Genomic DNA, 25,756 nt, shown 5'->3' with positions numbered 1-25,756 from the left:
TTTTATATCGTATAGTAAGATATATTCGTTACTTTAGAAGCAAAATCCTTTTATTTGGATAAAAAATGTTGAAAAAGTTTATTTTTATTGAAATATAAGGTAATCTATGTGTAAAGGTATACATTTAGGAAGAGAGAGGATGATAGCTGTGAATACATTCAAATGGATGAGTCATGAACAGATGTATGTAGATGAAATACATGTTGAAAAATGTGGTCCTCTTTCAGTCGGCGTATATGGGGGAAATCAAGAAAGTGATGCATATGAACGAGGAGATGCGGTACTTGCTTGGTGGGATCCTGAATTACAATTTGAATTTGTTATGATTTTTGATACACACCATAAAACAAAAAATATTGATTATATAATAGAAGCAATCTCAGAAAGAAAAGAGAAACTAAAAGAGTTATTTTCCTACCCGATACATTTAGCTTTTCATCATACACATATGTACTTATTAGCGTTATTTACAGATGAATTGTTTATTGAAAAATGTGATCAAGATGATGAGGAACTTGCATGCTTAATTTGTTTACGAAAAGGCGAATTTTTATATTGGCTATCAGTTGGTGATTGTTTCGCATATTTATTCCATTCTGAGAAAACGAAGAATGGTAAAGGGCGATTAAATAAACGAAAGAATTACGAATATATCGGTAGGAAAAATATTTTTGCGGCAAATACACCTTGCTTTACGTCAGGTGTAAGAGGATTAGAAAAAGGAATGAATCATATTGTAATGGCAACGGACGGTATTTTAGAATGTGATAAACAAAGGTTTGATGATGATCAATCATTAGTAGAAATATTGCACGACGGAAGTTGCTTACAGATTGAACCAGTATTAACAAATGTACTGCAGTGGAAAGGTAGAGATTGTGCCACTATTATTGGATGGTCTATTGATACTGAAAATAAACGATGCGCTAATTAATATAAAAGGAGTTCAAGGTTTTTTATCCTTGAACTCCTTTTTGTTAAGCGATATGGATGTGATACGTTTTTAACCATTCATTTACTTGAAGCATGTATTCCATAGCACTTCTTGCTTCAAAATTGTCAATTTCTTTATTGCTTTCATCGGCAATGGCAAGTAATGTAGAATGATTAATAAGTGAGAAAATAGGATTGTTTTTATTACTGCACATGTCGAGTGATAAATGACGGATTGTTTGCAGATAATGTGGATCTTGTGAAGTTGGATAAGCACTTTTTCTTCTATTACGTACATCATCAGGTAAAGCAGGCTGCAGTGCTCTACGTAAAATGCCTTTTTCAATATTATCAATGCTTTTTATATTGAAAGGAACGTTCCATAAATATTCAACTAATCGATAATCGCAAAACGGTACACGAACTTCGAATCCTACAGCCATACTCATACGGTCTTTACGGTCAAGTAAGAACGGGAGAAATCTTGTTAAAAATAAATAAAACATTTGACGTTGTTTTGCGGATTTTTTACTTTCGCCTTCAAGAGTAGGTACTTCAAGTATCGCTTCTTGGAATCGTGCATCAATATAGTTTTCTAGATTGCATTGGTTATTTACGTCATTTAGTAGAAGAGGAGAAGTATTCTTCCAATTTGTTAGCCACGGAAACTTATCTACATATAGTAATTCTTCTTGGTGAAACCAAGGATACCCACCGAATACTTCATCAGCAGATTCTCCAGATAAAGCTACAGTTGCATCTTTTTTCATTTCGCAAAATAGTAAATATAGTGAAGTTTCCATTTCGCCAGCACTCGGTAGATCTTTTGCACGAAGGGGAACGAATAAGTGATTTGCTAATTCTTCAGCATTCACAATAATGTCATGATGCGATGTCCCTACATGTTCAGAAACGCGTTTTACCCAAGGAGCGTCTAAACCAGTGCGAGCAAATGTCAGCTCGAAATCTTTTGCGCTATTTACAAAGTCAACGGAATACGTATGAAGTGTTTTATTTTCAGCAGCAAATTCTTTTCCCGCTAGTGCAGTAATCCCGCTAGAATCTAATCCTCCTGATAACATACAGACGAGAGGAACATCTGCAATTAATTGTCTTTTTACTGTATCTTGTAAAATAGATAAAATATGTGATGATGTATCTTCAGTAGAGTCTGTATGAACTTTACTTTCTAAATTCCAATACTTTTGAACTACTTTTTTATCACGTGTAAACGTTATAGAATGTCCAGCACGCACTTCTTGAATATGTTTAAAGACGCCACACCCTGGAGTTCGAAATAATCCTAATCCAAATATTTCGTTTATGCCATCCGAATCAATTTCAGCAGGAACAGATGGATGAGCCAATAGTGCTTTTATTTCAGATCCGAAAATAATGCTGTCATTTCTTTCTGTATAAAAAAGCGGCTTTACGCCTAAATGATCACGTGCTAAAAACAATTGTTGCTTCTGATCATCCCATAAGGCGAAAGCGAAAATTCCGTTTAAATGTTGTACGCAATCTTCTTTCCATTCTAAATAAGCATGTAGTAACACTTCTGTATCTGAATGCGTTTCAAATGCATGACCACATTTTCGAAGTTGTTCTCTCAGTTCACGGAAATTATAAATTTCTCCATTATAAGTAAGAGCATACGTATAATCACCAGCACGAAATGTCTTCGGCTGTGTCCCACCTTCTGGATCAATAACAATTAAACGCCGGTGTGCAAAGGCTGCACGAGGTGAAAACCAAAATCCTTCAGCATCAGGACCACGATGCTGAATACTATTTGCCATCTTTTCTAAAATAACATGTTGATTTGAAAGATCTTTCTTCCAATCTACCCAACCTGTAATTCCACACATACACATCTCATCTCCTAATTTAAAATGTTGAAAAGTAGATTAACGAAATAAAATGTACACTAAGTTAAAGAGTGACTATATAAATAGTGTACTACATGAATTAAAAGGCAGACTTGAGAAAATTTTCTTGTAATACATAGTTATGTGAGACAATGGCTTAGGGAAAGTATTCCATAACATACAAAAAATAAAAAAAGATGAGAGGAATTTTTTTGTAAGACGTTATATAGGGTGTAAAAGCTTTTACAAAAAAATAAGGGGAATCGCTACATGAAATCAAATGAGAAAAATTTTATAAAAAGATTACAACGGCAAAAAGAAGATGCGCTGGAATTCGTTGTTGATACATACTTACCACTCATAAAAGGAATCACGCACAAAGTTCTTCTTCCAGTTCAAAATGACGGACTCATTGAGGAATGTGTAAACGATATATTTCTTTCCATTTGGAATAACGCAAATAAATTTCATGGAGAGCCAAGTGACTTTAAAAAATGGATTGCGGCAATTGCGAAATTTAAAGCGATTGATTATTACCGGAAAGCGACTAGAAAAGTAGAAATTATTTCAGATGAGTTTCATATTAGTACGGAAAAGTCAGCTGAAGATGAATTAATCGTTATGGAAGATAGGGAAGAGTTATTGAAGCTTATTAATCAATTAGAACCGTTAGATCAAAAGGTGTTCATTATGAAATATCTTCTCGGTATGAAGACAGAAGAAATAGGAGACAAGTTAGGATTAACCAGGGCAGCGATCGATAATCGCGTGTACCGTGGGAAAAAGAAACTACAACAAAATGCTACGAATATTAGTTTTGGAGGTAGTGCAATATGAAAGATATTTATGAATTATTAAATGATATTGATATAGATGAAAAAGAACTTGAAGAAATTGAGGCTTCTGAAATTGAAAAAGAAAAAGTAAAACGGAGTGTAAAACAGTCGATACGTACGAAGAAAAAGATGAGAAGTTGGAAAAAAGGTGTTGCTGCTGCATCTATTTTAGTAGGATTATCAGTTGCAACACTGGGCATTGGATTTCCTACGTATGCCGGGGGATTGCCAATTGTAGGTGACATATTCCGGTTTTTAGATAATGGTAGAACAGGGTTATATGAAAACTCTAAAGCTGACGCAGGGAAGATAATGGAACCTCATTATAATTATAAACCATACGCTACAGTACTAAATATGACAAAAGAAAGCAAGGGAATTAAGATAACGATTAATGATGCGATTTTTGATGGGAAGACAGTATCAATAAACTATTCTATAGAAAGTAACAGAGATCTAGGCGAAAATCCAAGTATGTTGGATTTTTTAACTATTAAAGGAGCAGGTGCCCAATCAGGCAGCAATAAAATTACTAAAGTCGCAGATAGAAAATATACAGGTTTAATAAAAACAAGTAGCGATCTAGTTGGTAGTAAAGAAACTATAGTGAATGTTGAATGGAGTGTACAAAGTATAGCCATTTTAGAAACTGAAGAAGAGATAAAAGGGGATTGGAATTTTAATATTAATCTAAAAGGAATAGAAAATAAAGAGCAATTGATTGGAGGTAGTACAGAAAAAGATGGTGTCAAAGTAAATATGGAGAGAATGGAAATAACACCAATTTCGTTTATTCTATACTACAACCAAGAAGTATCTCAAGAGATAAGGGGTGTATGGGATGGAGGGGATGTCGATTTAGAAGTGAGGGATGATTTAGGTAATCAGTATTATGGAGAAGGAAATGGAGGTTTAGGTGAAGATTCTTATAATTTTAATTCGAGTAAAACATTCCAACAACTTAATGAGAATGCGACTAAGTTAATCATAACACCTCACGTTAATTTAAGAATTCACACTCCTGAAAATTATGGATCGGTAACAATAGTTGAAGGACAAGTAAAGGAGCGTTTTGTACCTCGAAGACTGGGAGGCAATAAGGATATTGTGTTAGATACTATTGTAATCGACTTAAAGAAATAAAAAAAGACTGCCTCATTGTTTTAGGCAGTCTTTTTTTCGTTAAGAACTAGTTACGAGTAACGCATGCGGATGCTGCGTTTTATACTCATCTTTCCACGGAATATTTAGGTGTTCCCACGATTCGCCGCTATCATTGGATTGAAACAGGCCGTTGTTATTTAAAGTGTAAAATGTATGTGGTTCTGCAGGATTTGTCGCAAACATCGAAATGACTGTACCAATTGCAGATGGTAGACCTTGTTGTACTTGCTGGAAAGGAGTATCTTTCGTTTTACGATAAATATAAGATTCATAAGGAATACGGTGATGAGCGAGGTCAGCACTTGGTGCAGCAGAAACGAGAATTGTATCGCAATCAGCCGGATCGATAGCCATACTGTATAAATAATGATGTTCAAGTCCTTCACTGCATGAGATCCAGTTGTTTCCACTGTTATAACTTTCGAGGTATGCGCGATCAGGTCCGCCCATAAATCCGTCACCACATGATGCATAAAGGCGATTTGGAGCGTCAGGATGCATAAGCAATTGATGAGCATCGATAGGAGCACCAAATTTTTTATCAATCCATGTATGCCCTCTATCATTACTTTGAATAACAGCACCAGCTTCAATTGAAACATGGATTGTATTTGGGGTGTTTGGATCAACTGTAATCCAGCGTACGTGATGGGTAAAAGGTCTAGGCGGAAAAGCCCACGTATAAGAAGATAATAATGATTTCATATTTTTAAGTTCCGTCCACGTTTCACCACCATTTTCTGAACGGAATAAAGCGCTCGGTTCTGTGCCGACGTAAACGACGCCATAGCCATTAACTTGTTCATTTGAGCTTATCGTTATAGAAGTAATCGAAGAATGTAAAATACCATCTTCTTTAGGAAAATCAAAGTAACGATAGGAATCTCCAATCGGCCTCCATGAATCCCCGCCATTGTCACTTAACCATAAACCTCGTCCAAATGTTCCGCAATATACACGGTTTTGTTGGAATGGATCAATTGCAATACAGGTAGGTTGCATATTTTGTAAGTGGTATGAGGTTTCATAGTTACCATATCGTTCTTTTACAACAATAAGTTCACGTTCCATACAGAGAAATAGTCGTTTCAATTCTATAACCTCCTTCAAATTTCTTTCATTAGTAAACAATATGAAGCTGAAAAAGAAGTAGTCTTATTTTTTGTTGAGAAAAAGGACTTGTTTGAAAAATAGCGAAGTGTATAGATAGAGGAAGCGAACGTTTATGGGCGTTAATTCGGGATAAAGATGGGGAGTTTGTTTCATACTAACATTCAGATATTGCACTTAAAGGAGTATTGGTATGGGACATTCACATGATCACGGTCATTCTAACAATAAAAAGGCGCTACTAATTGCTTTCGTACTAACAACAAGTTTTATGATTGCTGAAGTAATTGGAGGATTTGTAACAAATAGTTTAGCACTACTATCTGACGCGGGGCATATGTTAAGTGATGCGGTATCTTTAGCTTTAAGTTTACTTGCGTTTAAGCTTGGAGAAAAAACAGCAACAGCTGCGAAAACATATGGGTACAAGCGAGTCGAAATGTTAGCAGCATTATGTAACGGTGTCGTTCTTATTGTCATTTCAGTATACATTTTTATTGAAGCAATACGCCGTTTTAAAGAACCGGTTGAGATTGCTAGTAATGGGATGCTCATTATTGCCGTACTTGGTCTATTTATTAATATTTTATCAGCTTGGATATTAATGAGAGGCGGAGATGTGAAGGGCAATTTGAATTTAAGAAGTGCTTTCTTACACGTATTAGGCGATCTATTAGGATCAGTCGGAGCGATTATTGCAGCGCTATGTATTAAATTTTTCGGATGGACTGCTGCAGATGCGATTGCTAGTATTCTTGTGTCTATTTTAGTCATTATTAGTGGATGGCGTGTAACACGTGATACGGTCCATATATTAATGGAGGGTGCACCGCAGCACATAAATATTGAAGAGGTAAAAAGTACATTATTAAATATTACGGTTGTAAAAGAAGTTCATGATTTGCATATATGGTCTGTCACATCTGATTTTCAAGTATTAACTTGCCATTTGATTATTAAAGATAATGAAACGCAAAGTGTATTAAAAGAGGCTACGGATGTATTAAAGGAAAAATTTCATGTAGAACATGTCACCATTCAAGTAGAAATAGATGGTGAGTTTAATCATGGTGAGACAACTTGCAAAGTATGAAAGAAAAAGGATAAGAAAATGTGTCATAACATTTTTCGCACGGCATACATATATATAATGTGGCCACAAATACTTTGTAAGGTAAATATTTCATGAAATTACTTTACTTATAAAGAGTCATCTTTTATAATCAAAAGTGGTAATTGATAAAGATTATCATTTTCAATGATCGTAGAAAGGAGTTTTTTAAAAGATGAGTAGTCAACTCCGTTTTGCTGTTGAAAATCGTAAGAGGCATTTAATCGATGAGTTAATTGGAGCAGGTGTGTTTAAAATTCGCGACCGACAATTATACGAGCTGTCTTTAGAGGAATTGGAAAAAGAGTACGAAGATATGGAAGATTATGCAGATATTCAGGCATAGCTATATAGATTAGTAAAAGGTGAGCTGGTTACGATTTTATGTAACCAGCTCTATTATTATTTCATAGAAATTATTTTTGATATTTCTTTCATTGGACGAAGCCAGTTTTGAGACATCATTAGTTCCATTTGTTTTTCGTCCTGCTTCTGCAGTGCTTGAATGATAGAATGATGTTCTTCAATAGATTGACTTGCTGGAACGAAGTTTTGGAAAAACAAATATTCAAGACGTAAAACGTGAAGTTGCATATTTTCTAGAAAGGGTTCAATATATTGGTTTTTAGCAATAGAAGAAATTGCATTGTGAAATTGTATATCTAGTTGTAAAGCTTGTTTTGCGTTTTTCTTCTCTATAGAGCGCTGGAAATCATCATTTATTTCAGAAAGTAGTTTCAAATCAGCGTCTGTAATGTTTTGAAGTGCTTGCTTTCCTATAATAGAGTGAAGACCAGCCATCGTTTCATAAATGATAGGAATGTCGTCTAACTTAATAGGAGCAATTTTTGTTTTTTGCCCAGGTACCATTTCCACTAATCCAGAAAGCTCTAATATTTGCAGTGCTTCTCTTACAGGTGTTCTGCTTACTCCTAGTGCTTCAGCCAATTCCCCATCATTAATTTTTTCATCAGGCTGCAGTACACCTTCAATAATCCAATCTTGTAGTTGATTTAAAACGAGTGATTTTGCCGAAACTCTTCCTTGTTTTTTATAATTTTGAGGGATAGGCATAGTGAATTCGATCCTTTCATTGTATATTTTTCTTTTTCTCATGAACAAGCTTTAATTCGGGTTTCCCTTCATCTGGTTTTTGGCTTAAGATAAGCACCATTACAATGACACAAAGAGCCCCTAATAACTGAAAAGATTGAAACGGTACGTGTAATATAAGTACAGAAGAAATAATAGCTGCGAGTGGTTCTGTACATCCGAATAATGTCGTTTCTTTCGGAGTCAAGTATCGTATGCTGTCTAAGTATAAATAAAATGCAATAAGTGTCCCGAAAATGACGACAAATGTGATAAGCGGTAGGGTACTTAGTTTTACATATTTCATAGTTGATAATAAAATGAATTCTTTTGTAGAAATAAAGTGTAGGATCGTTACTCCAATTCCCCCAATAATCATGCCCCATCCAACGATAACAGAGGAAGACCATCTTTCTAGTAATCCCTTTGAATATAAACTATAAAAAGCAAGAGATAATCCAGATAAAATACCCCAAATAATAGCTGGTGTAGAAACGGCCAAGTTATGAACAGATCCGTTTGTTAGTAAAAGAAAAGTTCCTACTAATGAAAGGGCAATTGAAATAAAATCAATTTTTGATGGACGAACGTTCCATTTGAAAAGTAAGTATACAGTGATAAATATAGGAGCTAAATATTGCAATAATGTTGCGACGGCAGCATTCCCTTCTTTAATAGAAGCAAAATACGTGTACTGTACAGCGAGCATACCGAATAGGCCAAACAAAATCATTTTAATAGCATCCGATTTTTGTTTCCATATGCCGAATATTTCTTTTTTTCTCGTTCCGAATGACGAAATAATGAGCAAGATAACGCCGGATATAAGCAATCGAATTGTAACTAACCATTCAGTAGAAACGTGTTCATATTGGAAAAGTTGTTGTGCAGCTGTCCCGGACAATCCCCATAAACAAGCACCAATTACAACCATAATGATTCCTTTTAAACGATTTGGATCCATATAGTTTTATTTCCTTTCTCTAAAAATAAATTTTGAATACAATATGTAATATATCACGAAATGCATAAAAATTAAACTGAAATTTCTGTTTTGTGAGATGGGAATTCTAGTAGTTCCAGTTATCTTTACGATATAAGTGAGTAGGTTAAATAAAACGAGGCGAAATTATAAAATTAAATCATAATCAAGAAGATAAAAAAATAAAGATAAGAGTAATTTGGTTTGTTAAAAATATGTGTAGAAGGAGAAATGTGATGAGCTGGGTTACTCATAAACCAACATTTGAATTTGATCAATATAGTCCATATATTCGAATGAATTCTGCGTGGGTGGGACATTTAAACTTTGCTTATGATTTAGTAAGATTTGAAAAGCCAGAAATATTAGTTGAGTTAGGTACACATTTAGGAGCTTCTTTTTTCAGTTTTTGCCAAGGGGTAAAAGATGGAGGATTATCTACAAAATGCTTTGCTGTAGATACTTGGGAAGGGGATGAGCATACAGGTCCATATGGAGAAGGTGTTTTTCAAATAGTGAGTAAATATACGGACATGAGTTATCCTCAAATAGGGAATTTAATTCGATCTACTTTTGACGAGGCGGTGGATCAGTTTCAAGATGGAACGATAAATTTGTTGCATATTGATGGTTATCATACGTATGAAGCAGTTTCTCATGATTATAAAACATGGTTACCGAAACTTGCGAATAACGGTATTGTTTTATTTCATGATATTGAGGTGAAAGGTCGAGACTTCGGCGTGTATAAATTTTGGGATGAGGTCAAAGCGAAGTACCCTCATTTTCAGTTTGAGCATTCATATGGACTCGGAGTGTTGTTTCCGAAAGGTAGTAGCGATAAGTTTGTGGAAATACTAAAAAATAAAGAAGAAATACAAAATATGTATAAATAAAAGTGGAGCATGCATCATTTTAATGATGTGTGCTTTTTTTGCGTGGGGAAAAATGGTAGTCCTTAAAAGATGGGGAATAGTAAAAAGTTTTGTTGTGGCAAATATTAAAAAGGTTATTTTTGGATTGTTCTATATAAAAAATGTAACATTTTTTATATTTTCCATTGCGAAAAGTAACATCTACTTTTACAATAGAAAAGGTGTCCAATATATTATACTGGAAAAATAAATCGAAATAATATGAAAATTTTGTTTTGTCTTCGCTAATTGTATATTACATACATGTAAGACGACATACGTCATGTTATCGACTTGTAAGGAGAGAAAAAAATGAAAAGTGTAAGATTACCATCGATGCTAGAAATCATAGTTCTTTTATTACTATTTCTTGCTGTTGTCTTTTCCTTCCAAACGATTTTTGATCTCCCAATTCAATTAGCGCTATTTATTTCATGGTTTTTAGTAATTGCGCTTGGATTAAGATTAGGATTTCGTTATCAAGAATTGCAAGATGCAATTACGAAAGGGATTTCTAACGGATTAGAAGCAATACTGATTTTAGTTGCAGTAGGTGCTTTAATTGGAACATGGATTGCTGGTGGCGTTGTACCAACATTAATCTATTATGGATTAGAGTTTATTCACCCTAGCATATTCTTACTGGCAACATTAATTATTTGTTCGATAACTTCTATCGCGACAGGAACATCATGGGGAACAGTAGGAACAGCTGGTATTGCTATGATGGCAATTGGTGAGGGACTTGGATTACCACTTCCGCTTGTTGCTGGTGCAGTTCTTTCAGGAGCTTATTTCGGTGACAAATTATCACCACTTTCTGATAGTACAGTTCTTGCAGCGTCTATGGCGAAAGTAGATGTTATTGCTCACGTTCGAGCTATGCTCGTATTAGATGTTCCGGCTTATATTATTACTAGCATTATGTTTACTGTAGCTGGTTGGATGTATGGCGGCGATAATGTAGATTTGAATCGAGTAGAGTTTTTAAAAGAAGCTTTATTAAAGCAATTTGATATTAAAATATGGATGCTTGTTCCAGCGGTCATTGTTATCGTTCTATTAGCGATGAAGAAACCGTCTATGCCGACAATTGCAATGGGAGCTTTAATTGGTGCAATTTGGGCAACTCTTTTCCAAGGCATGAACTTTGGAGAGGCGATTGGAACAGCGTATAACGGATTCTCAATTCAATCTGGTGTTGAGTTTGTTGACAAGTTATTAAACCGTGGTGGAATTAACGGTATGCTTGGCTCAGTGGCCGTTATTATTTTTGGTTTAGGATTTGGTGGCTTACTTGAAAAATTAGGTGTTTTAAAAGTAATTGTATCAAAATTCGAGAAGAAATTAAATTCTGCAGGTAATGTAACATTGTCTACATTAATCGTGGCATTCTTAGCGAATATATTTGGTTGTGCGATGTACGTATCACTAATTTTAACACCGAAAATTATGGAAGATAGCTATGATAAATTAAAAATAGACCGACGTGTATTGGCACGTAACTCAGAAGTAGGTGGAACTTTAACTTCAGGTATGGTTCCATGGTCTGATAATGGTATTTTTATGGCTGGTATTTTAGGTGTAGCAACGTTCTCATACGTTCCGTTTATGTGGTTAAGCTTTGTATCATTAATTTTGGCGGTTATTTACGGATATACAGGCAAATTCATCTGGTATGTAGATGACGTTGAAAAAGGAAAGCAAGTATCATAAAATAAAAAATCACCTTCTACAACATGTAGAAGGTGATTTTTTATTTTGTAATAGGAGTTGAAGAAGTTATCTCATCCTCATATTTAGCGATTTTTTGTTGTATCTTTTTTAAGTTGTTTTCAGTGTCTTGAATGAGTTGTAAGACATTGGTCTCTTGTTGTTTCATTAATTTCAACCGCCTAAGGATTGTAGATTCTCCCTCCATAGACCAGTCGATAAATTGTTTTATTTTTTGAATGGGCATACCGGTGTTTTTTAAACATAAAATCATTTCTAAATATTTCAGTGCTTCTTCGTCAAAAACTCGATCGCCTTTTTCATTTCTTTGAAGAAAAGGAAACAGTCCTTGTTTATCGTAATAACGTATTTGAGAAATAGTTAAGTGTTGCATTTTAGCGACTTGACCGATCGTATAAAACATAGAATTCATCCTTTTACTACCAAGTTATAATGCCATCTTTATTTAGTATTTTACCATTATAGTTTGTTTCACTTAATGCATATTTAATAATAATTTTAGCACTTTCATTAGTCGTATGGCCACCTGGGGAATTACCATTAAGGTCAGTAGTTGTAAAACCCGGAGTTACTCCGAAAATTTCTGGACCGTTAGTACTAAATTCTTTACTAAAAGCTAATGTTAAAGCATTAATAGCTGTTTTTGAAGAATTATATCCTAACGCATTAATTGGATGTGTTTCACCATTAGCAAACATTGTTAAGGAAGCCATGTCAGTTGTTACATTGATAATTTTACTGTTGCTTGATTTCTTTAATAATGGTAAAAAGGCTTGCACCATTTGGAATGTTCCAAAAAAGTTAACTTCAAATCCTTGACGTAAAGTTTCAATATTTAATTCACTAGGTAGCGTATGGAAGTCTAGTGCTATGCCTGCGTTATTGATTAATAAATCTAAGTGGCCAGTCGTTTCATGAATTTTTTTGATTGCTTCTTGAATGGATTGTGAACTTGAAATATCTATTTGAATATAGGAAACGTTTGATACATGTAAAGATTCTACAGCTTGTTGTCCAAGTTGTTTATTACGAGCACCTAAAAATACGTGATAATCTTTTTCTGCTAATTGACGAACAAGTTCATATCCAATTCCTTTATTTGCACCTGTTATGAAAGCATATTTTTTCATATTGAATTCCTCCAGTAGTGTTATAGTAGGTTACAAAGGAAAGGATACAGCCTAAACTTAAGTTTAGGTCAAGAGGAATTTTTAAAAATAAATATAGAATATTTACATATATGAGTGAGAATTCTTATCATTTAAGGGGAAGTCTGTTATTATAAGAGATGTAGGTATTTTATTTTCAAGGGGATGAAAAAATGGAGTACAGAATTGAAAGAGATACAATAGGAGAAATAAAAGTTCCAGCTGATAAATTATGGGCAGCACAAACGCAACGTAGTAAAGAAAACTTCCCGATTGGAACAGAGCAAATGCCGCTTGAAATTGTAAAAGCGTTTGCGATTTTAAAAAAGAGTGCAGCACTTAGCAATCAAAAATTAGGAAAGCTATCAGAAGAAAAAGCAGAAGCAATTGTGGCAGCAGCTGACGAAGTGATTGCAGGGAAATGGAATGAACATTTTCCACTTGTCGTATGGCAAACGGGTAGTGGTACACAGTCAAACATGAATGTGAATGAAGTAATTGCAAATCGTGGGAATCAAATTTTGAAAGAGAAGGGATCTGACGTACATATTCATCCGAATGATGATGTGAACATGTCTCAAAGTTCAAATGACACATTTCCGACAGCGCTTCATGTAGCATGTGTAATTGCAGTAGAAAATCACGTATTGCCAGCAATTACGAAATTAAAAGAAACGTTAGCAGAAAAAGTAACTGCATTTGAACATATTATAAAAATTGGTCGTACACACTTACAAGATGCAACACCGTTAACATTAGGACAAGAAATTAGCGGATGGCACCGTATGCTTGAAAAAACAGAGCGTATGATTGCAGAGAGCAATACATATATGAAAGAGCTTGCAATTGGTGGTACTGCAGTTGGAACAGGTATTAATGCTCATCCTAAATTTGGTGAGATGGTGTCAGAGGAAATAAGCCAATTTACAGGTAAGCAATTTATTTCTGCACCAAATAAGTTCCATGCATTAACGAGCCATGATGAAGTTGTATATACGCATGGTGCGTTAAAAGCATTAGCAGCTGATTTAATGAAAATCGCTAACGATGTGCGCTGGCTAGCAAGCGGTCCACGTAGTGGTCTAGGAGAAATTATTATTCCGGCAAATGAGCCAGGAAGTTCTATTATGCCAGGTAAAGTAAATCCAACGCAAAGTGAAGCGTTAACGATGGTTGTAGCCCAAGTAATGGGAAATGACGCAACAATCGGATTTGCAGCGAGCCAAGGCAATTTTGAGTTAAACGTATTTAAACCAGTTATTGCATATAATTTCTTACAATCCGCTCACTTATTAGCTGATGCAATTGTTTCATTTAATGATAATTGTGCAGTGGGTATTGAAGCAGATGAAGAAGTAATTAAAGAGAACGTAAACCGTTCATTAATGCTCGTTACAGCATTAAACCCACATATCGGATATGAAAATGCCGCGAAAATTGCGAAGCATGCTCATAAAGAGGGGTTAACTTTAAAAGAAGCAGCATTGCAATCTGGATTACTAACAGAAGAGCAATTTGATGAAGTTGTCGATCCGAAAAAAATGATTGCTCCGAAAGAGTAATAGAAAAAGCCAAGGTTCTTTGTTTAGAATCTTGGCTTTTTTGATATATTTGTATGTCTTCCATTTGTATTACTGCAAGTGCCAAAATATATTATTTGTTAGCAGAAATATTCAATACTTTCATTTGTGGACAGTTTTCTTTTAAGAGTGCAATGAATTTTTCTTCTTCTTTGGGTACGAAAGTTGTCACAGAATCAAATAAATTGTAATGGATTTCTAATTGCTGCCTAGTCCAATTCTCTGAGCGAAGTGTTTTGCCAGAGAATTTAACGTGACGAATATCTTCAAATGGAATTTCAGTATGAAATACAAAACCATGTTGTACAACAAGAGATGTTTCCGTTACGTTGTAGTGAGAAAAATAGAATGAAGAAAGATTCACGACATTTAGTAGCATCATAAGAGTGAAAAAAATAGAATTTTCATTTTGGAAGAATAGTGAAATGAGAAAAATACTGATAAATAATGTAATGAAAATGACGTGAAATGGATTTTTTTTCGCTTTAAATTTCAAGTTAGTCACCTCAGTATACGTGTACTCTAATTAAATTAAATCACAACATCGTAATAAAACGAGTGAATATGCAGAATTGCATATTCACTCGTTTTATTATTCATGTAAAATTTCTTGATGGGATAAATTCAAAGGAAGTCTTTTAATAGTGGAGTGACATGAAGTGACTTACAAGAATAGAAAGTTAGTGTTAGTTATAATTAGTTGTATGATGATTCTGGGTAGTTGTGCTAATAAATTTGTTGAAGATCGAAACCTAAAGCATATATTCGTACAGGTAAGTAAAGCTTTAGTCGAGGTTGTAAATAGAATATATAATGGATAAAAGGTATTTCCGTATACGGAAATACCTTTTTTGTAGTTAAAATTGAATACTGAAGTTTTGGAATGAGTGAGTACCAGTGCCGTGTTGAATGAGGTTGTTATCACTCAAATATTGAATAGCGCATTTTACTTCTTTCAGTATAGTAGGCGGGAGACCAAGAGTATGATGTGAACCGTAAATTTGATTAATAGGTGAGAAATTTGTAATTTTGCGTAGAGACTGGACGAAGTCTACAGGATTAGTCGTTGGATAAAACGCAAAAATTGTGCCTTCATAAAGCAAATCTCCTGTGAATAAAAACGCAGTTTCATAATCGTATAGGCAAATATGTCCTGGTGAGTGACCTGGGGTATGTATAATTTGAATTTTCCTATTTCCAATATCAATCATATCTCCATCTTGTAGTAATTTTGTTGGTGTCCCTTGGAATGGCTCGAATGTTTCAGGTTGAAATGTTCTAGGTGTAGGTAAAGTAATGTCACGAGCGATGTCGTGCCTAATTTGAGTAATAGGGAGTCCTTTTATGCCGTTAATGAGCCAATCTTCTTCTAAAGCATGTACATAGATTTCTTCATATTGTGCGTGGCTACCGATATGATCCCAATGGACGTGTGTTGTGACAACTGTAATGGGTAAGTTTGTTAGTTGGTCTGTTATACGTTTCATATTATCGATACCTAGTCCTGTATCGATAAGAATTGCAGCAGTATCGCCTATAAGTAAGAAGGAATGTACTTTCTCCCAATGTCCATATTCACTAATTGCATATGTATTTTGTGCAATCTGCATTACAGTAAACCAAGGGTCTTGAGGAATAGTCATGTTCTATTTCACATCCTATTGAATGAATTTATATAAATACATTCGCTTTTCGTTGTACCAAACCCTTTTAATAGATGTTTTTATAAAAGTTTATAAAATGGGTAAACGAAGCGTTGAAGTGTTTGTTTGTTTTATGTTAAGATGATGAAGTGATAGTAAACGTTATTGGAAAATGTTTGTTTTTAGATAAACATTTCAAAGGAGTGTTTAGTGTGAGTGATATTTCAGAGAAGTTTTGGGATGCTTCGGTAGAAGAATTGAAGAAAGGGTATGTATTTGACGCGGAAGCAGAGGAATATATTTGTTTAGCTTGTGGAGAGGCGTTTATTAAGGGCGTAATTTATCAAGATAATCAAGTTTTGTATGAAGCTGAGAAGTTTGTACAATTGCATGTGCAAAATGAACACACGTCTATGTTTGATTATTTATTAAACCTGGATAAGAAATATACTGGTTTAACTGATTTGCAAAAGAAGATGGTTCAATTTTTCCATATGGGGCTGAATGATAAAGAAATTGTAAAAGAGATGGATGGCGGAAGTACTTCAACCATTCGCAATCATCGATTTACACTTCGAGAGAAAATGAAGCAAGCGAAAGTGTTTTTAGCTTTAATGGAACTGTCAGAAGAAAAATCAAAAGTACAAACGAAATTTGTACCTATTCATAGAACAGCGACGATGGTAGATGATCGCTACAATATTACGGAAGAAGAAAATGATGAAGTATTAAAAGCACATTTTACAGAAGGATTAGATGGACCGCTTTCTAAATTTCCGAAAAAGCAAAAGCGTAAATTAATTATATTACGCCATTTAGTGACGAAGTTTGATAGTAATAAAAAGTACACTGAAAAAGAAGTAAATATTGTCATAGAAAGTGTATATCCGGATTTTGTAACTTTAAGAAGATATTTAATCGAATATGGGTTTTTAGATAGAACAGCTGATGGAAGCCAATATTGGGTGAAGTTATAATCATACGGAAAAGAAAATGAATAGAAGCATATTATTATAACAACTATACAAAGAGATAGAAGTTGAAAAATAGATTTTTAATAAAAGGAGAAATGAAATTTGAAACCACCTACAGATAACAATAAAGAAGGTGCGGAGTCACATAAGTTAGAAAGTGAGAGTAAACCGATTTGGAAGTCGATGTCCATGTTTTTAGTACCGTTACTATTAAGTAATGTATTACAATCGATTGGACAATTATTCGGTATGGTAGTAGTAGGAAGATGGCTTGGGGTTAATGATTTAGCAGCCATATCAGCATTCTTCCCTCTATTTTTCTTACTCGTTTCATTTGTGATTGGTATTGGTTCAGGTAGTTCTATTTTAATTGGTCAGGCGTTTGGCGCTAAAAACGAAGATCGTTTAAAAGCTATCGTTGGTACGACGCTGACATTTACATTTATTATTGGAGTTGTGTTGGCGATAGTAGGCAGTATTTTTGCGATGGATATTATGCGCCTTATGGGAACGCCAGAAAATATTATTGAAATAAGTGTACATTATGCACGGATATTGTTTATATCGATGCCAGTCTTATTTTTATATTTCGCATATACAACATTTATGAGAGGTACAGGAGATTCTAAAACGCCATTTTACTTTTTAATTGTAAGTACAGCACTAAATATGATCTTATTACCAATTCTTATTTTTGGATGGTTAGGAGCTCCGAAATTAGATGTGTATGGAGCAGCGTATGCTTCTGTTATATCTACAATTATTACGTTTATTGTCATGTTGGTGTATTTAAAGAAGAAAAATCACCCACTACAATTAGATAGTACGGTAAGGAAATATCTTCGCATGGATGGGGAGTTATTGAAGCTATTGCTACGACTCGGTATTCCGGCGAGTATTAATATGATATTAGTTTCATTATCTGAAATTGCGGTCATCGCGTTTGTAAATCGTTACGGTTCGGATGCAACAGCAGCATATGGCGTCGTGAATCAGGTTGCAAGTTATGTACAAATGCCAGCAGTTAGCCTCGGTATTACAGTTTCTATTTTTGCAGCACAATCAATTGGTGCAAATCAATTTGATCGATTGCAGAAAGTAGTGAAGGCCGGAATTATTATGAACTATGTCATCGGTGGTGTGCTAATATCTCTTATTTACTTGTTCTCAAGAGACATACTATCACTATTTTTAACGAGTCAAACTACAATTGATATTGCTCACAGCCTAGTTATGATCACATTATGGAGCTATTTAATTTTCGGTCATGCGCAAATTATTAGTGCGACAATGCGAGCAAGTGGTACAGTATTATGGCCAACTGTTATCGGCGTTGTATCAATTTGGCTTGTTGAAGTACCTGTAGCGTATTACCTTTCTTACCATACAAGTCTTGGTATAGAAGGGATATGGATTGGGTACCCAGCAGCATTTATTGTCAGCTTAATTTTACAGTATGCATATTATAAGCTTTCATGGCAGAAGAAACGAATTACACGATTAGTGAGCTAAATATTGAAAATGTCCCTAAGTGATTTTACTTAGGGACATTTTTTGTAAAGGTATGTTTATAAATAGCTTTTCAAAGTGATATCAAAATGTTGTCTAATAAGTTTGTTATCACTCATATAAAACTCCCACGCTTTTTCAGGTTCACCGATAATTTCAAAAGATTCTTCTGTAATATATAAAGCGCAATTATCCTCTAGTGCGATTCCTTCTATATTACCTTGATGATTTTGTAAAAAGGAATGGAAGGCGTTCATTCTATTTAATTGATTATAATGTGGACAGAACCTTTTGTTCACAATCCCCCAGCCGTTGCTCTCTATATAACCAGAACCTTCATAATCTGATCGGATACTAGAGGTGAACCAACACATAGCGCCGGCGCTACACCCTGCAATGAGTGTTTCTTGCCCTAGAGCCAATAATAATTTTTCATCTAGTTTATGTTCTTTCCATTCTGTAAGCATTTGAACATAGTTCCCACCACCAAGATAAATTAAATCAGCTGAACGAATCATTTCGTCCATCTCATATTTAGAAGGTGTATCGGCTATCGTACGTAAAATTTGTACTTCACAGTGTAATTGTTTTTCAAACGTGTCTACAAATAATTTTATATAGCTTTCATCATCATGACTAGCTGTAGGAATGAATAATACTTTTGGATACTGTTTATTTGTTAATGCTATAAGTCGTTCATTAATAGGCGAGTGATTTGAATCTTGTAAGTCACCGCCACCAATGACAGCTAATTTCATAGTAAAGCACCACCTAATCATTTTCGTTATATAAAAATTCGATAGAAGAGACTTACATTCCTTCTCTATGTAATGAATAAGTAGAAAATGTAGTTTCAGTATATCGGAATAGTAAAGGTGGCGAGGGTTGATAAAAGTTTCACTTTATTGATATATAATACTTCATACTATTGTTTCAAAATATGGAAACAATATGTTTAAATAGATATAACAAAGCATGAATTCATATTGAATTAGTGCTTATACTTTAAAAAAGAATCAGAAATAATAGAGATTTTACAAATGAGTTTTTACTTTTAATAGGAACTTGTATTACAATATGGTAAAATTATTTCAATATATTTATTTAATATAAAAATACAAAGAGGGAGCGTGAAAAAAGTGGATTTTCGATTTGAATTTACAACGAAGGTGAAAGAATACTTAGATGATGAGAAGGATGAAAAAATAATAAAAGATGGACATAGAGATATCATTTTTCAGTATTTATACCCATTAGAGAGTGAAATTGGTATTTATAAAAATCCTAACTTTACTTTTTTGGCATCAGGAAGACGCTCGCATATCGTATTAGAAAACATTGAATTTAAAACAGAGGTAAATGTAAAAAGTAACATCATTGAAATTACAAAAATAGTGGATAATGTCGTTATTCCGTTAGATACGATTGTAGTAAAAGATCGGGAATTATTTGCACTTGGACGTAATGAGAAGTTTAGTGTGCAAATATTAGAGCAGTATCTCTTTGATACATTTGGAGAGAAGTTAGGTTTACGATGAATAGAACGGGGTGCTGATTTATAGGTAGTGAATTTTAGTGCATATCATTCGTGTTTGACCTTTCATTTAATTTATACTACAATTCGTAGTGTGAAAGGAGCCATACTATGTTTACTCAAAACTATAAGTTAAATGAGCAAGGGTTAAATCATTTCTTTGGACCGCTTGAAGCGAAAATTATGGAGATTGTCTGGTCTACCGAGGGTATTACGATTAAAGAAGTGCAGCAGAAATTAAGTGAAGAATCACCTGTGAATTTTAATACGGTCATGACAGTTATGAACAGGTTAGTAGAGAAATTCCACTTAGAAAAACAGACTGTGAAAAGAAGTGGTATATATCGTGCTGTGCAAACAAAAGAAGAATTCTTATCCAATCAAACGAAGAAAATGACACAGGAATTGATGGGGGAATTTGGAGATTTAGTTGTAAATCATATGCTTGATGAGTTAGAGCAGGCTGATCCGACTTTAATAAAAAAATTAGAAGACAAATTGAATCAGTTAAAAAAAGAGGATCAATGAAATGAAATGGCAAATGCGTAAAATCATATTGTTAGCAGTAATTGTTAGTACTCTCTTTTTCAGTTTGTTAGTGTATTACGTTACATATCCATTTCTATTTCAAAATAAGGCGTTCTTTCTTTCAAAGTTTTGCTTGTTTCAGTTAGAACAACATATGAAGGAATTATCGCTCATTCGTATTATAATTGCTGGATTACTATTACTTACTGTACTCATAGTATGCAAAAGAATTTGGCGACAGTTTTTCTATAGTAAAAAATTACAAAAAGTACTTATCCCTTTTATTCGAAAAGGAAAACAAATATATATATTGCCGACCTCGGAAGTTGCGGCATTTACAATTGGGCTATTTTGTCCGAAAGTTGTCATGTCAGAAGGGATGCTTCAAACATTTTCAGATGAAGAAATGGATGCAATTATTTTTCATGAAGAATATCATCAAAATAATCGAGATCCGTTAAAATTATTTTGTTTTACGTTATTAGCAGAAGGAATGATATACATCCCGATATTAAAAGGGCTATTGCAACGCTATCATGTGTATCAGGAGTTAGCTGCAGATAAATATGCAATGCGAAAAATGAAATCTAAATTCGAGTTAGGTAGCGCATTATTAAAAATAATTAAAATAAAGACAATCGAAAATCGATGTGTGACAGCTTCATTTGCAAAAACAGCAATAAATTTACGAATCGAGCAAGTGTTAAATGAAAAAGTCGTAAAGCTTAATATTCCATTACATACGAATTCGGTATATGTAACATTAGCTTTATTCTGTATATCGGTTGTACTTATTGTCGGAGAGTGCATATAGCCTCTTTTTTTAAGAATTAACACTACTTATCGTAGTGTATTTAGGGGGAATAAAATGAATGCAGCAGATTTAACAATTTGGCTTGTAGCTGGGGCAGGGGTATTGTCATTTATATCACCGTGTTCTTTACCGCTATATCCATCTTATTTATCATATATTACAGGTGTATCTATTCAAGATTTAAAAGATAATCGTGGAATGATGCAAAAATCAGCGATTATGCATACCGTATTTTTTATGATCGGATTTTCGGTAATATTTTATGCGTTAGGTTTATCGGTAAGTTGGATTGGAATAACATTTTCATCTAACCAAAAATTGATTCAACAAATTGGCGGGATTTTCATTGTTTTGATGGGGCTGTTTATGACAGGTTTGTTTCAGCCTAAGTGGCTTATGGCAGAGAAAAAGGTACAGTATAGAAGTAAATCGACTGGATATATTCGCTCAATTTTAGTCGGTATGACATATGCAGCGGGTTGGACGCCATGTGTTGGACCGATATTTTCAGCTGTACTCATGCTTGGGGCGACGAATCCTGAAGGCGCACTTCTTTATATTACAGCGTATACTCTTGGGTTTGCGGTTCCGTTTTTCGTGATGGCATTCTTTATTGGGAAGGTAAAATGGATTGTTACATATGCCAATGTCATGATGAAAATTGGCGGAGGAATGATGATTATAACAGGTATTTTACTGTATACAAATCAAATGACGAAAATTACAGCATTCTTTATTCGGCTATTCGGTGGATTTACTGGTTTTTAAAAATGAGGAGGAAGAAAAGTGAAGAAACTAATTGCGATTATACTGGCCGGGGCATTAATTTGGGCCGGAGTGAACTTTTATAATACAAAAAAAGAAGAAAAAGAAAGAAAAGCAAAACAAGCGGAGTTACAAAAAACAGAAGTATTACCACAAGTAGGATTTAAAGCACCAAACATAACGTTAAAAGGATTAGACGGGAAGCTGCATTCATTAAATGATGCAAAAGGAAAACCATATCTTATTAATTTTTGGGCATCATGGTGTGGCCCATGTGAAATGGAGGCACCTGACTTAGTTCATTTGTATGATAAATATCAAAAGGATGTTGAAATTTTTGCGGTAAATGCGACAATTGGAGATCCAGTACAAGAAGCGAGCGCATTTGCAGATCGTCACGGATTTAAGTTTCCTGTTTTACTAGATATGGACGGAGTAGCTGGATTAGATTATAAAGTATTTTCGTTACCAACGACATTTTTTGTTAATAAAGATGGGATTATCGTAGAGCAAGTACGAGGTATATTACCTCCAGATCAATTAGAAGAGAAATTTAAGAAATTAATTGAGAGTTAAGGGGATTTTGTATTGATGGAGTGGATCGTGAGGTTACAACCTGTATCTCTTATAATTGGAAGTCTATTTGGATTTATGTTGATGAAACGAAAGATGAAGAACGAAAGTGTACCATATGAAAAAATGATGGATGCAGTAACAAATGCTTTTCTAATCATTGTATTTGTATGGAAATTTGCACCGGCAATTATAAATCCAGTATGGGCTTTTAAATCGCCATTGCAAGCATTATTAGCTATAGGAAGTATGCAGCATATTATAGTAGGCTGTGTAATTGCGAGTGCATATATTGTTTGGAAAAGTAAAAAGGAGCAATTTTCGCTTCGTATTTTACTTGATGCATTGCCTATTGGGCTATGTATGAGTATTATTTTTTATTTTCTATTCCACCACAAAATAGGTGTACAAACGACACTGCCTTGGGGTGTGAAAATATATGAATCTAAATTTTTATATCATCCCATTTTCGTATATGAAATCATCCTTGGCCTTTGTATACTGGGCTTGTTATGGATGAAAAATGAAAGATTAGGAAATGGAAAGAATATAAGTGTTTTTCTAATAGTTGAAGGTTTTGCTCATATCATTATTTCGCTTATTAGTGAACAAAATTCGGTTTTATTTGGTTTATCAGCACAGCAAATAATGAGCTTTTTTGTTATTAGTTTAGGAATTTTGTTAGTGCCGAAAAAATAAAAAGATAGCCACATATGGAATGTGTCCATGTGTGGCTATTTTTTATTATATATTAAAAAATCGGCGGAGTAACAGAAAATAAAACAATGGCATTTTTCTCGAATTGATTTACCCATTTATGCTTTAAATAAGCGGGTATTTTTACGCTATCACCCGTTTCTAAAGTGTACTCTTCTTCGTTTAAATGTAATGTAATTATCCCGTCTAATACAAATGCTAATTCTTCACCTTTATGTTCTAGTACATTTTCAGATGAAGCTGTATTTGGCGGAACGGTCATAATTGCTGTTGCTAAATTCCCTGTAAAATCAGGTGATAACAATTCATATGATAAATTATCGATAATCATTTTTTTTCGTTTATGAGAACGTACAATTAAATCGTCTGTATTTGTATCTTCAAGTAAAAAGCTAAATGTTGGAACATCTAACGCTTTTGCGAGTACTTTTAATGTTTGGATAGAAGGGTTAGCAGACCCACGCTCAATTTGACTTAACATAGAGGGTGTTATACCTGCCATCGTTGCTAGTTCTTTACTCGTTAAACCTTTTTCTTTTCTTTGCTTTTCAATCTTTTTACCAATATCTATATTTTCCATAATGAAAGGCTCCTTAATCATTATTAAATTATATTTAAATAAATTAAATTAAAATTAACTGAAGTGAATAATTTGTGTTAAACTATATTAAAATTAATTTAATTATAATTTATTGAATCGTAAGCTACAAGGTTATGAGGAGGAAGAGCAATGAAGGGAATAGAAAATTTAAAAGAGGAATATCCACTAATAAATAAATTAATCGAAACAGAAGAAGTGTTTTGGCTGAATCCGAACATGGCAAAGTATGAAACGGCAATAAAAGATTCTCCATTGAATGAAGAAAATGTAAAAGATGCCGAAGAGAGGTTAAAGCGTTTTGCACCATATATTGCGAAAGTTTTTCCAGAAACGAGAGGAACGGGCGGCATTATAGAATCACCTTTAGTGAAGATACCTTCTATGAAAAGGTCTTTAGAGAAAAATTACGGGCAATCTATATTTGGGGAATTGCTATTAAAGTGTGATAGCAGGCTTCCAATATCAGGATCTATTAAAGCTAGAGGCGGAATATATGAAGTATTGAAACATGCTGAGCAATTAGCTTTGCAGCATGGTATGTTAACAGAAGAAGCTGATTATTCCATTTTAGATAGTGATACATGTAGAGAGTTTTTTGCCTCTTATTCTATCGCGGTAGGTTCTACAGGAAACTTAGGATTAAGCATTGGGATCATGAGTGCGAAGTTAGGTTTTAACGTAACGGTTCATATGTCAGCAGACGCAAAAGAATGGAAAAAAGATTTATTAAGAAGTAAAGGTGTAAACGTTATTGAGTATGAAGCTGATTATAGTAAAGCAGTAGAAGAGGGGCGTCAGCAAGCAGATGCAGATCCTAGCTGTTATTTCGTAGATGATGAAAACTCACATGATTTATTTTTAGGATACGCAGTAGCGGCATCGCGATTACAAAAGCAATTAGAAGTTTTAGAGATTATAGTAGATGAAGATCATCCTTTATTCGTTTACCTTCCGTGCGGAGTAGGAGGCGGACCTGGCGGTGTTGCATTTGGTTTAAAGTTATTGTATAAAGACAACGTGCACTGCTTCTTTGCAGAGCCTACGCACTCTCCATGCATGTTACTTGGTTTAATGACAGGACTTCATGATAAAATTGCTGTTCAAGATATCGGGATTGATAATGTAACAGACGCGGACGGACTAGCGGTAGGAAGACCGTCTGGATTTGTCGGTAAAACGATGGAATCATTTTTGAGTGGGAATTACACAGTAAGTGATGAAGAGTTGTATAGATTGTTAAAAGAACTAGCTGATACGGAAAATATTTATTTAGAGCCTTCTGCGTTAGCAGGTATGGTTGGGCCGGTAAAAGTATGTAAAGAAGATGCATATATACAAAAACAACAGTTAACAGAGAAGATGAAGAAAGGTACTCATATTGTGTGGGGAACTGGTGGTAGTATGGTTCCGGAAGATGTGATGAATGGATATTATAAAACAGGTGAGTCATTAACAATATTAGAAAAATGAGGCTAATTGTGGCCTCATTTTTTATTTAAATGACATATGTATTATTATAAATTCTTTGTTATTTTCGCATTAGTTCATTATAGTATAGATATAAAGAACGAATATCAAATAAATATAACAAAAAGCTTTATTTTACATAATAAGAGGATGTGTATA

At 34.1% G+C, this 25,756-nt stretch carries 27 protein-coding genes; 17 read left to right on the top strand and 10 right to left on the bottom strand.

Annotated features, from left to right (window positions below):
* Positions 1–106: 106 nt before the first annotated feature.
* Positions 107–934: a PP2C family serine/threonine-protein phosphatase gene (locus MR115_RS23875; RefSeq protein ID WP_242242994.1), complete on the top strand. Its 828-nt coding sequence runs from the start codon at positions 107–109 to the stop codon at positions 932–934.
* 43 nt (positions 935–977) lie between these two features.
* Here MR115_RS23875 and asnB read toward each other — a convergent pair whose 3' ends face one another.
* Positions 978–2,801 carry an asparagine synthase (glutamine-hydrolyzing) gene (gene asnB, locus MR115_RS23870; protein ID WP_242242993.1) on the bottom strand — a complete coding sequence of 608 codons (1,824 nt, stop codon included), beginning with the start codon at positions 2,799–2,801 and terminating at the stop codon, positions 978–980.
* 270 nt (positions 2,802–3,071) lie between these two features.
* On the opposite strand from asnB, the gene MR115_RS23865 reads away from it, so the two are divergent.
* Both MR115_RS23865 and MR115_RS23860 read left to right on the top strand, forming a co-directional pair.
* Complete coding sequence (locus MR115_RS23865; RefSeq protein WP_000840022.1) at positions 3,072–3,638, top strand: sigma-70 family RNA polymerase sigma factor; 567 nt, start codon at positions 3,072–3,074, stop codon at positions 3,636–3,638.
* Positions 3,635–4,780, top strand: a complete 1,146-nt coding sequence (locus MR115_RS23860; RefSeq protein WP_242242992.1) for a DUF4179 domain-containing protein — start codon at positions 3,635–3,637, stop codon at positions 4,778–4,780. Before MR115_RS23865 ends, MR115_RS23860 begins: the two co-directional genes overlap by 4 nt.
* 39 nt (positions 4,781–4,819) lie before the next feature.
* Here MR115_RS23860 and MR115_RS23855 read toward each other — a convergent pair whose 3' ends face one another.
* Complete coding sequence (locus MR115_RS23855) at positions 4,820–5,893, bottom strand: beta propeller repeat protein (RefSeq protein ID WP_242242991.1); 1,074 nt, start codon at positions 5,891–5,893, stop codon at positions 4,820–4,822.
* A gap of 211 nt (positions 5,894–6,104) precedes the next feature.
* Here MR115_RS23855 and MR115_RS23850 point away from each other — a divergent pair, with 211 nt between their 5' ends.
* Both MR115_RS23850 and fbpA read left to right on the top strand, forming a co-directional pair.
* Positions 6,105–7,004 carry a cation diffusion facilitator family transporter gene (locus MR115_RS23850; protein WP_242242990.1) on the top strand — a complete coding sequence of 300 codons (900 nt, stop codon included), beginning with the start codon at positions 6,105–6,107 and terminating at the stop codon, positions 7,002–7,004.
* Positions 7,005–7,197: 193 nt separating this feature from the next.
* Complete coding sequence (fbpA, locus tag MR115_RS23845; protein ID WP_000098301.1) at positions 7,198–7,368, top strand: Fur-regulated basic protein FbpA; 171 nt, start codon at positions 7,198–7,200, stop codon at positions 7,366–7,368.
* A gap of 56 nt (positions 7,369–7,424) precedes the next feature.
* On the opposite strand, the gene MR115_RS23840 is transcribed toward fbpA, so the two are convergent.
* Both MR115_RS23840 and MR115_RS23835 read right to left on the bottom strand, forming a co-directional pair.
* Entirely contained in the window at positions 7,425–8,096 is a 672-nt protein-coding gene (locus MR115_RS23840; RefSeq protein ID WP_242242989.1) for a GntR family transcriptional regulator, read from the bottom strand.
* A 16-nt stretch (positions 8,097–8,112) separates the two neighbouring features.
* A complete protein-coding gene (locus MR115_RS23835) occupies positions 8,113–9,078 on the bottom strand; it encodes a DMT family transporter (protein ID WP_242242988.1) in 966 nt (321 codons plus the stop codon).
* Between the two features lie 254 nt (positions 9,079–9,332).
* On the opposite strand from MR115_RS23835, the gene MR115_RS23830 reads away from it, so the two are divergent.
* Complete coding sequence (locus MR115_RS23830; RefSeq protein WP_242242987.1) at positions 9,333–9,992, top strand: class I SAM-dependent methyltransferase; 660 nt, start codon at positions 9,333–9,335, stop codon at positions 9,990–9,992.
* A 330-nt stretch (positions 9,993–10,322) separates the two neighbouring features.
* Positions 10,323–11,726, top strand: a complete 1,404-nt coding sequence (gene nhaC, locus MR115_RS23825) for a Na+/H+ antiporter NhaC (RefSeq protein WP_063263642.1) — start codon at positions 10,323–10,325, stop codon at positions 11,724–11,726.
* A gap of 40 nt (positions 11,727–11,766) precedes the next feature.
* Here the strand turns inward: nhaC and MR115_RS23820 are convergent, their stop codons facing one another.
* A complete protein-coding gene (locus tag MR115_RS23820) occupies positions 11,767–12,147 on the bottom strand; it encodes a MerR family transcriptional regulator (RefSeq protein ID WP_242242986.1) in 381 nt (126 codons plus the stop codon).
* A gap of 16 nt (positions 12,148–12,163) precedes the next feature.
* Positions 12,164–12,874: an SDR family NAD(P)-dependent oxidoreductase gene (locus tag MR115_RS23815; RefSeq protein WP_242242985.1), complete on the bottom strand. Its 711-nt coding sequence runs from the start codon at positions 12,872–12,874 to the stop codon at positions 12,164–12,166.
* Positions 12,875–13,065: 191 nt separating this feature from the next.
* Here MR115_RS23815 and fumC point away from each other — a divergent pair, with 191 nt between their 5' ends.
* Entirely contained in the window at positions 13,066–14,454 is a 1,389-nt protein-coding gene (gene fumC / locus MR115_RS23810; RefSeq protein WP_242242984.1) for a class II fumarate hydratase, read from the top strand.
* Positions 14,455–14,545: 91 nt separating this feature from the next.
* On the opposite strand, the gene MR115_RS23805 is transcribed toward fumC, so the two are convergent.
* Entirely contained in the window at positions 14,546–14,968 is a 423-nt protein-coding gene (locus tag MR115_RS23805; RefSeq protein WP_242242983.1) for a PH domain-containing protein, read from the bottom strand.
* A 361-nt stretch (positions 14,969–15,329) separates the two neighbouring features.
* The gene (locus MR115_RS23800) at positions 15,330–16,115 is read right to left on the bottom strand and encodes an MBL fold metallo-hydrolase (RefSeq protein ID WP_242242982.1); all 786 of its coding nucleotides are present in this window, start codon (positions 16,113–16,115) and stop codon (positions 15,330–15,332) included.
* 212 nt (positions 16,116–16,327) lie between these two features.
* Here MR115_RS23800 and MR115_RS23795 point away from each other — a divergent pair, with 212 nt between their 5' ends.
* Together MR115_RS23795 and MR115_RS23790 are read left to right on the top strand one after the other, a co-directional pair.
* Positions 16,328–17,092, top strand: a complete 765-nt coding sequence (locus tag MR115_RS23795; RefSeq protein ID WP_242242981.1) for a DUF2087 domain-containing protein — start codon at positions 16,328–16,330, stop codon at positions 17,090–17,092.
* A gap of 99 nt (positions 17,093–17,191) precedes the next feature.
* Positions 17,192–18,601 carry an MATE family efflux transporter gene (locus MR115_RS23790; protein ID WP_242242980.1) on the top strand — a complete coding sequence of 470 codons (1,410 nt, stop codon included), beginning with the start codon at positions 17,192–17,194 and terminating at the stop codon, positions 18,599–18,601.
* A gap of 56 nt (positions 18,602–18,657) precedes the next feature.
* Here the strand turns inward: MR115_RS23790 and MR115_RS23785 are convergent, their stop codons facing one another.
* Positions 18,658–19,356 (bottom strand): peptidase E, encoded by a 699-nt coding sequence (locus MR115_RS23785; RefSeq protein ID WP_242242979.1) that lies wholly within the window; start codon positions 19,354–19,356, stop codon positions 18,658–18,660.
* 381 nt (positions 19,357–19,737) lie between these two features.
* Between MR115_RS23785 and MR115_RS23780 the strand changes: the two genes are divergently transcribed.
* The 6 genes from MR115_RS23780 (at position 19,738) to MR115_RS23755 (ending at position 23,511) form a co-directional block, all read left to right on the top strand.
* Positions 19,738–20,136: a DUF3942 family protein gene (locus tag MR115_RS23780; protein ID WP_063263726.1), complete on the top strand. Its 399-nt coding sequence runs from the start codon at positions 19,738–19,740 to the stop codon at positions 20,134–20,136.
* 107 nt (positions 20,137–20,243) lie between these two features.
* Positions 20,244–20,660 carry a BlaI/MecI/CopY family transcriptional regulator gene (locus tag MR115_RS23775; RefSeq protein WP_063263636.1) on the top strand — a complete coding sequence of 139 codons (417 nt, stop codon included), beginning with the start codon at positions 20,244–20,246 and terminating at the stop codon, positions 20,658–20,660.
* A 1-nt stretch (position 20,661) separates the two neighbouring features.
* The gene (locus MR115_RS23770; protein ID WP_242242978.1) at positions 20,662–21,474 is read left to right on the top strand and encodes a M56 family metallopeptidase; all 813 of its coding nucleotides are present in this window, start codon (positions 20,662–20,664) and stop codon (positions 21,472–21,474) included.
* A gap of 54 nt (positions 21,475–21,528) precedes the next feature.
* Positions 21,529–22,242, top strand: coding sequence for a cytochrome c-type biogenesis protein CcdA (ccdA, locus tag MR115_RS23765; RefSeq protein WP_061676592.1), 714 nt, complete (start codon positions 21,529–21,531; stop codon positions 22,240–22,242).
* Positions 22,243–22,260: 18 nt separating this feature from the next.
* Positions 22,261–22,815: a TlpA family protein disulfide reductase gene (locus tag MR115_RS23760; RefSeq protein WP_242242977.1), complete on the top strand. Its 555-nt coding sequence runs from the start codon at positions 22,261–22,263 to the stop codon at positions 22,813–22,815.
* A 15-nt stretch (positions 22,816–22,830) separates the two neighbouring features.
* Positions 22,831–23,511: a prolipoprotein diacylglyceryl transferase family protein gene (locus MR115_RS23755; protein ID WP_242243027.1), complete on the top strand. Its 681-nt coding sequence runs from the start codon at positions 22,831–22,833 to the stop codon at positions 23,509–23,511.
* Between the two features lie 52 nt (positions 23,512–23,563).
* Here the strand turns inward: MR115_RS23755 and MR115_RS23750 are convergent, their stop codons facing one another.
* Positions 23,564–24,109 carry a helix-turn-helix domain-containing protein gene (locus MR115_RS23750; RefSeq protein WP_063263630.1) on the bottom strand — a complete coding sequence of 182 codons (546 nt, stop codon included), beginning with the start codon at positions 24,107–24,109 and terminating at the stop codon, positions 23,564–23,566.
* Positions 24,110–24,259: 150 nt separating this feature from the next.
* Here MR115_RS23750 and MR115_RS23745 point away from each other — a divergent pair, with 150 nt between their 5' ends.
* Positions 24,260–25,600: a D-serine ammonia-lyase gene (locus MR115_RS23745; RefSeq protein ID WP_242242976.1), complete on the top strand. Its 1,341-nt coding sequence runs from the start codon at positions 24,260–24,262 to the stop codon at positions 25,598–25,600.
* Positions 25,601–25,756: the final 156 nt, after the last annotated feature.

The organism is Bacillus cereus group sp. BfR-BA-01309 (assembly GCF_022664315.1).
Classification (GTDB): domain Bacteria; phylum Bacillota; class Bacilli; order Bacillales; family Bacillaceae_G; genus Bacillus_A; species Bacillus_A mobilis.
The sequence above is the reverse complement of the archived record's forward strand: the minus strand, read 5'-3'. Positions and strand labels throughout refer to the sequence as shown.

Excerpts from the sequence above, each read along its gene's own strand:
- MR115_RS23875 (WP_242242994.1), top strand. The coding sequence starts at position 107 with ATGTGTAAAGGTATACATTTAGGAAGAGAGAGGATGATAGCTGTGAAT.
- asnB (WP_242242993.1), bottom strand. The coding sequence starts at position 2,801 with ATGTGTGGAATTACAGGTTGGGTAGATTGGAAGAAAGATCTTTCAAAT.
- MR115_RS23850 (WP_242242990.1), top strand. The coding sequence starts at position 6,105 with ATGGGACATTCACATGATCACGGTCATTCTAACAATAAAAAGGCGCTA.
- MR115_RS23830 (WP_242242987.1), top strand. The coding sequence starts at position 9,333 with ATGAGCTGGGTTACTCATAAACCAACATTTGAATTTGATCAATATAGT.
- MR115_RS23860 (WP_242242992.1), top strand. The coding sequence starts at position 3,635 with ATGAAAGATATTTATGAATTATTAAATGATATTGATATAGATGAAAAA.
- MR115_RS23750 (WP_063263630.1), bottom strand. The coding sequence starts at position 24,109 with ATGGAAAATATAGATATTGGTAAAAAGATTGAAAAGCAAAGAAAAGAA.
- MR115_RS23840 (WP_242242989.1), bottom strand. The coding sequence starts at position 8,096 with ATGCCTATCCCTCAAAATTATAAAAAACAAGGAAGAGTTTCGGCAAAA.
- ccdA (WP_061676592.1), top strand. The coding sequence starts at position 21,529 with ATGAATGCAGCAGATTTAACAATTTGGCTTGTAGCTGGGGCAGGGGTA.
- MR115_RS23865 (WP_000840022.1), top strand. The coding sequence starts at position 3,072 with ATGAAATCAAATGAGAAAAATTTTATAAAAAGATTACAACGGCAAAAA.
- MR115_RS23835 (WP_242242988.1), bottom strand. The coding sequence starts at position 9,078 with ATGGATCCAAATCGTTTAAAAGGAATCATTATGGTTGTAATTGGTGCT.
- MR115_RS23815 (WP_242242985.1), bottom strand. The coding sequence starts at position 12,874 with ATGAAAAAATATGCTTTCATAACAGGTGCAAATAAAGGAATTGGATAT.
- MR115_RS23755 (WP_242243027.1), top strand. The coding sequence starts at position 22,831 with ATGGAGTGGATCGTGAGGTTACAACCTGTATCTCTTATAATTGGAAGT.
- MR115_RS23775 (WP_063263636.1), top strand. The coding sequence starts at position 20,244 with ATGTTTACTCAAAACTATAAGTTAAATGAGCAAGGGTTAAATCATTTC.
- MR115_RS23770 (WP_242242978.1), top strand. The coding sequence starts at position 20,662 with ATGAAATGGCAAATGCGTAAAATCATATTGTTAGCAGTAATTGTTAGT.
- MR115_RS23820 (WP_242242986.1), bottom strand. The coding sequence starts at position 12,147 with ATGTTTTATACGATCGGTCAAGTCGCTAAAATGCAACACTTAACTATT.
- MR115_RS23745 (WP_242242976.1), top strand. The coding sequence starts at position 24,260 with ATGAAGGGAATAGAAAATTTAAAAGAGGAATATCCACTAATAAATAAA.
- nhaC (WP_063263642.1), top strand. The coding sequence starts at position 10,323 with ATGAAAAGTGTAAGATTACCATCGATGCTAGAAATCATAGTTCTTTTA.
- fumC (WP_242242984.1), top strand. The coding sequence starts at position 13,066 with ATGGAGTACAGAATTGAAAGAGATACAATAGGAGAAATAAAAGTTCCA.
- MR115_RS23800 (WP_242242982.1), bottom strand. The coding sequence starts at position 16,115 with ATGACTATTCCTCAAGACCCTTGGTTTACTGTAATGCAGATTGCACAA.
- MR115_RS23785 (WP_242242979.1), bottom strand. The coding sequence starts at position 19,356 with ATGAAATTAGCTGTCATTGGTGGCGGTGACTTACAAGATTCAAATCAC.
- fbpA (WP_000098301.1), top strand. The coding sequence starts at position 7,198 with ATGAGTAGTCAACTCCGTTTTGCTGTTGAAAATCGTAAGAGGCATTTA.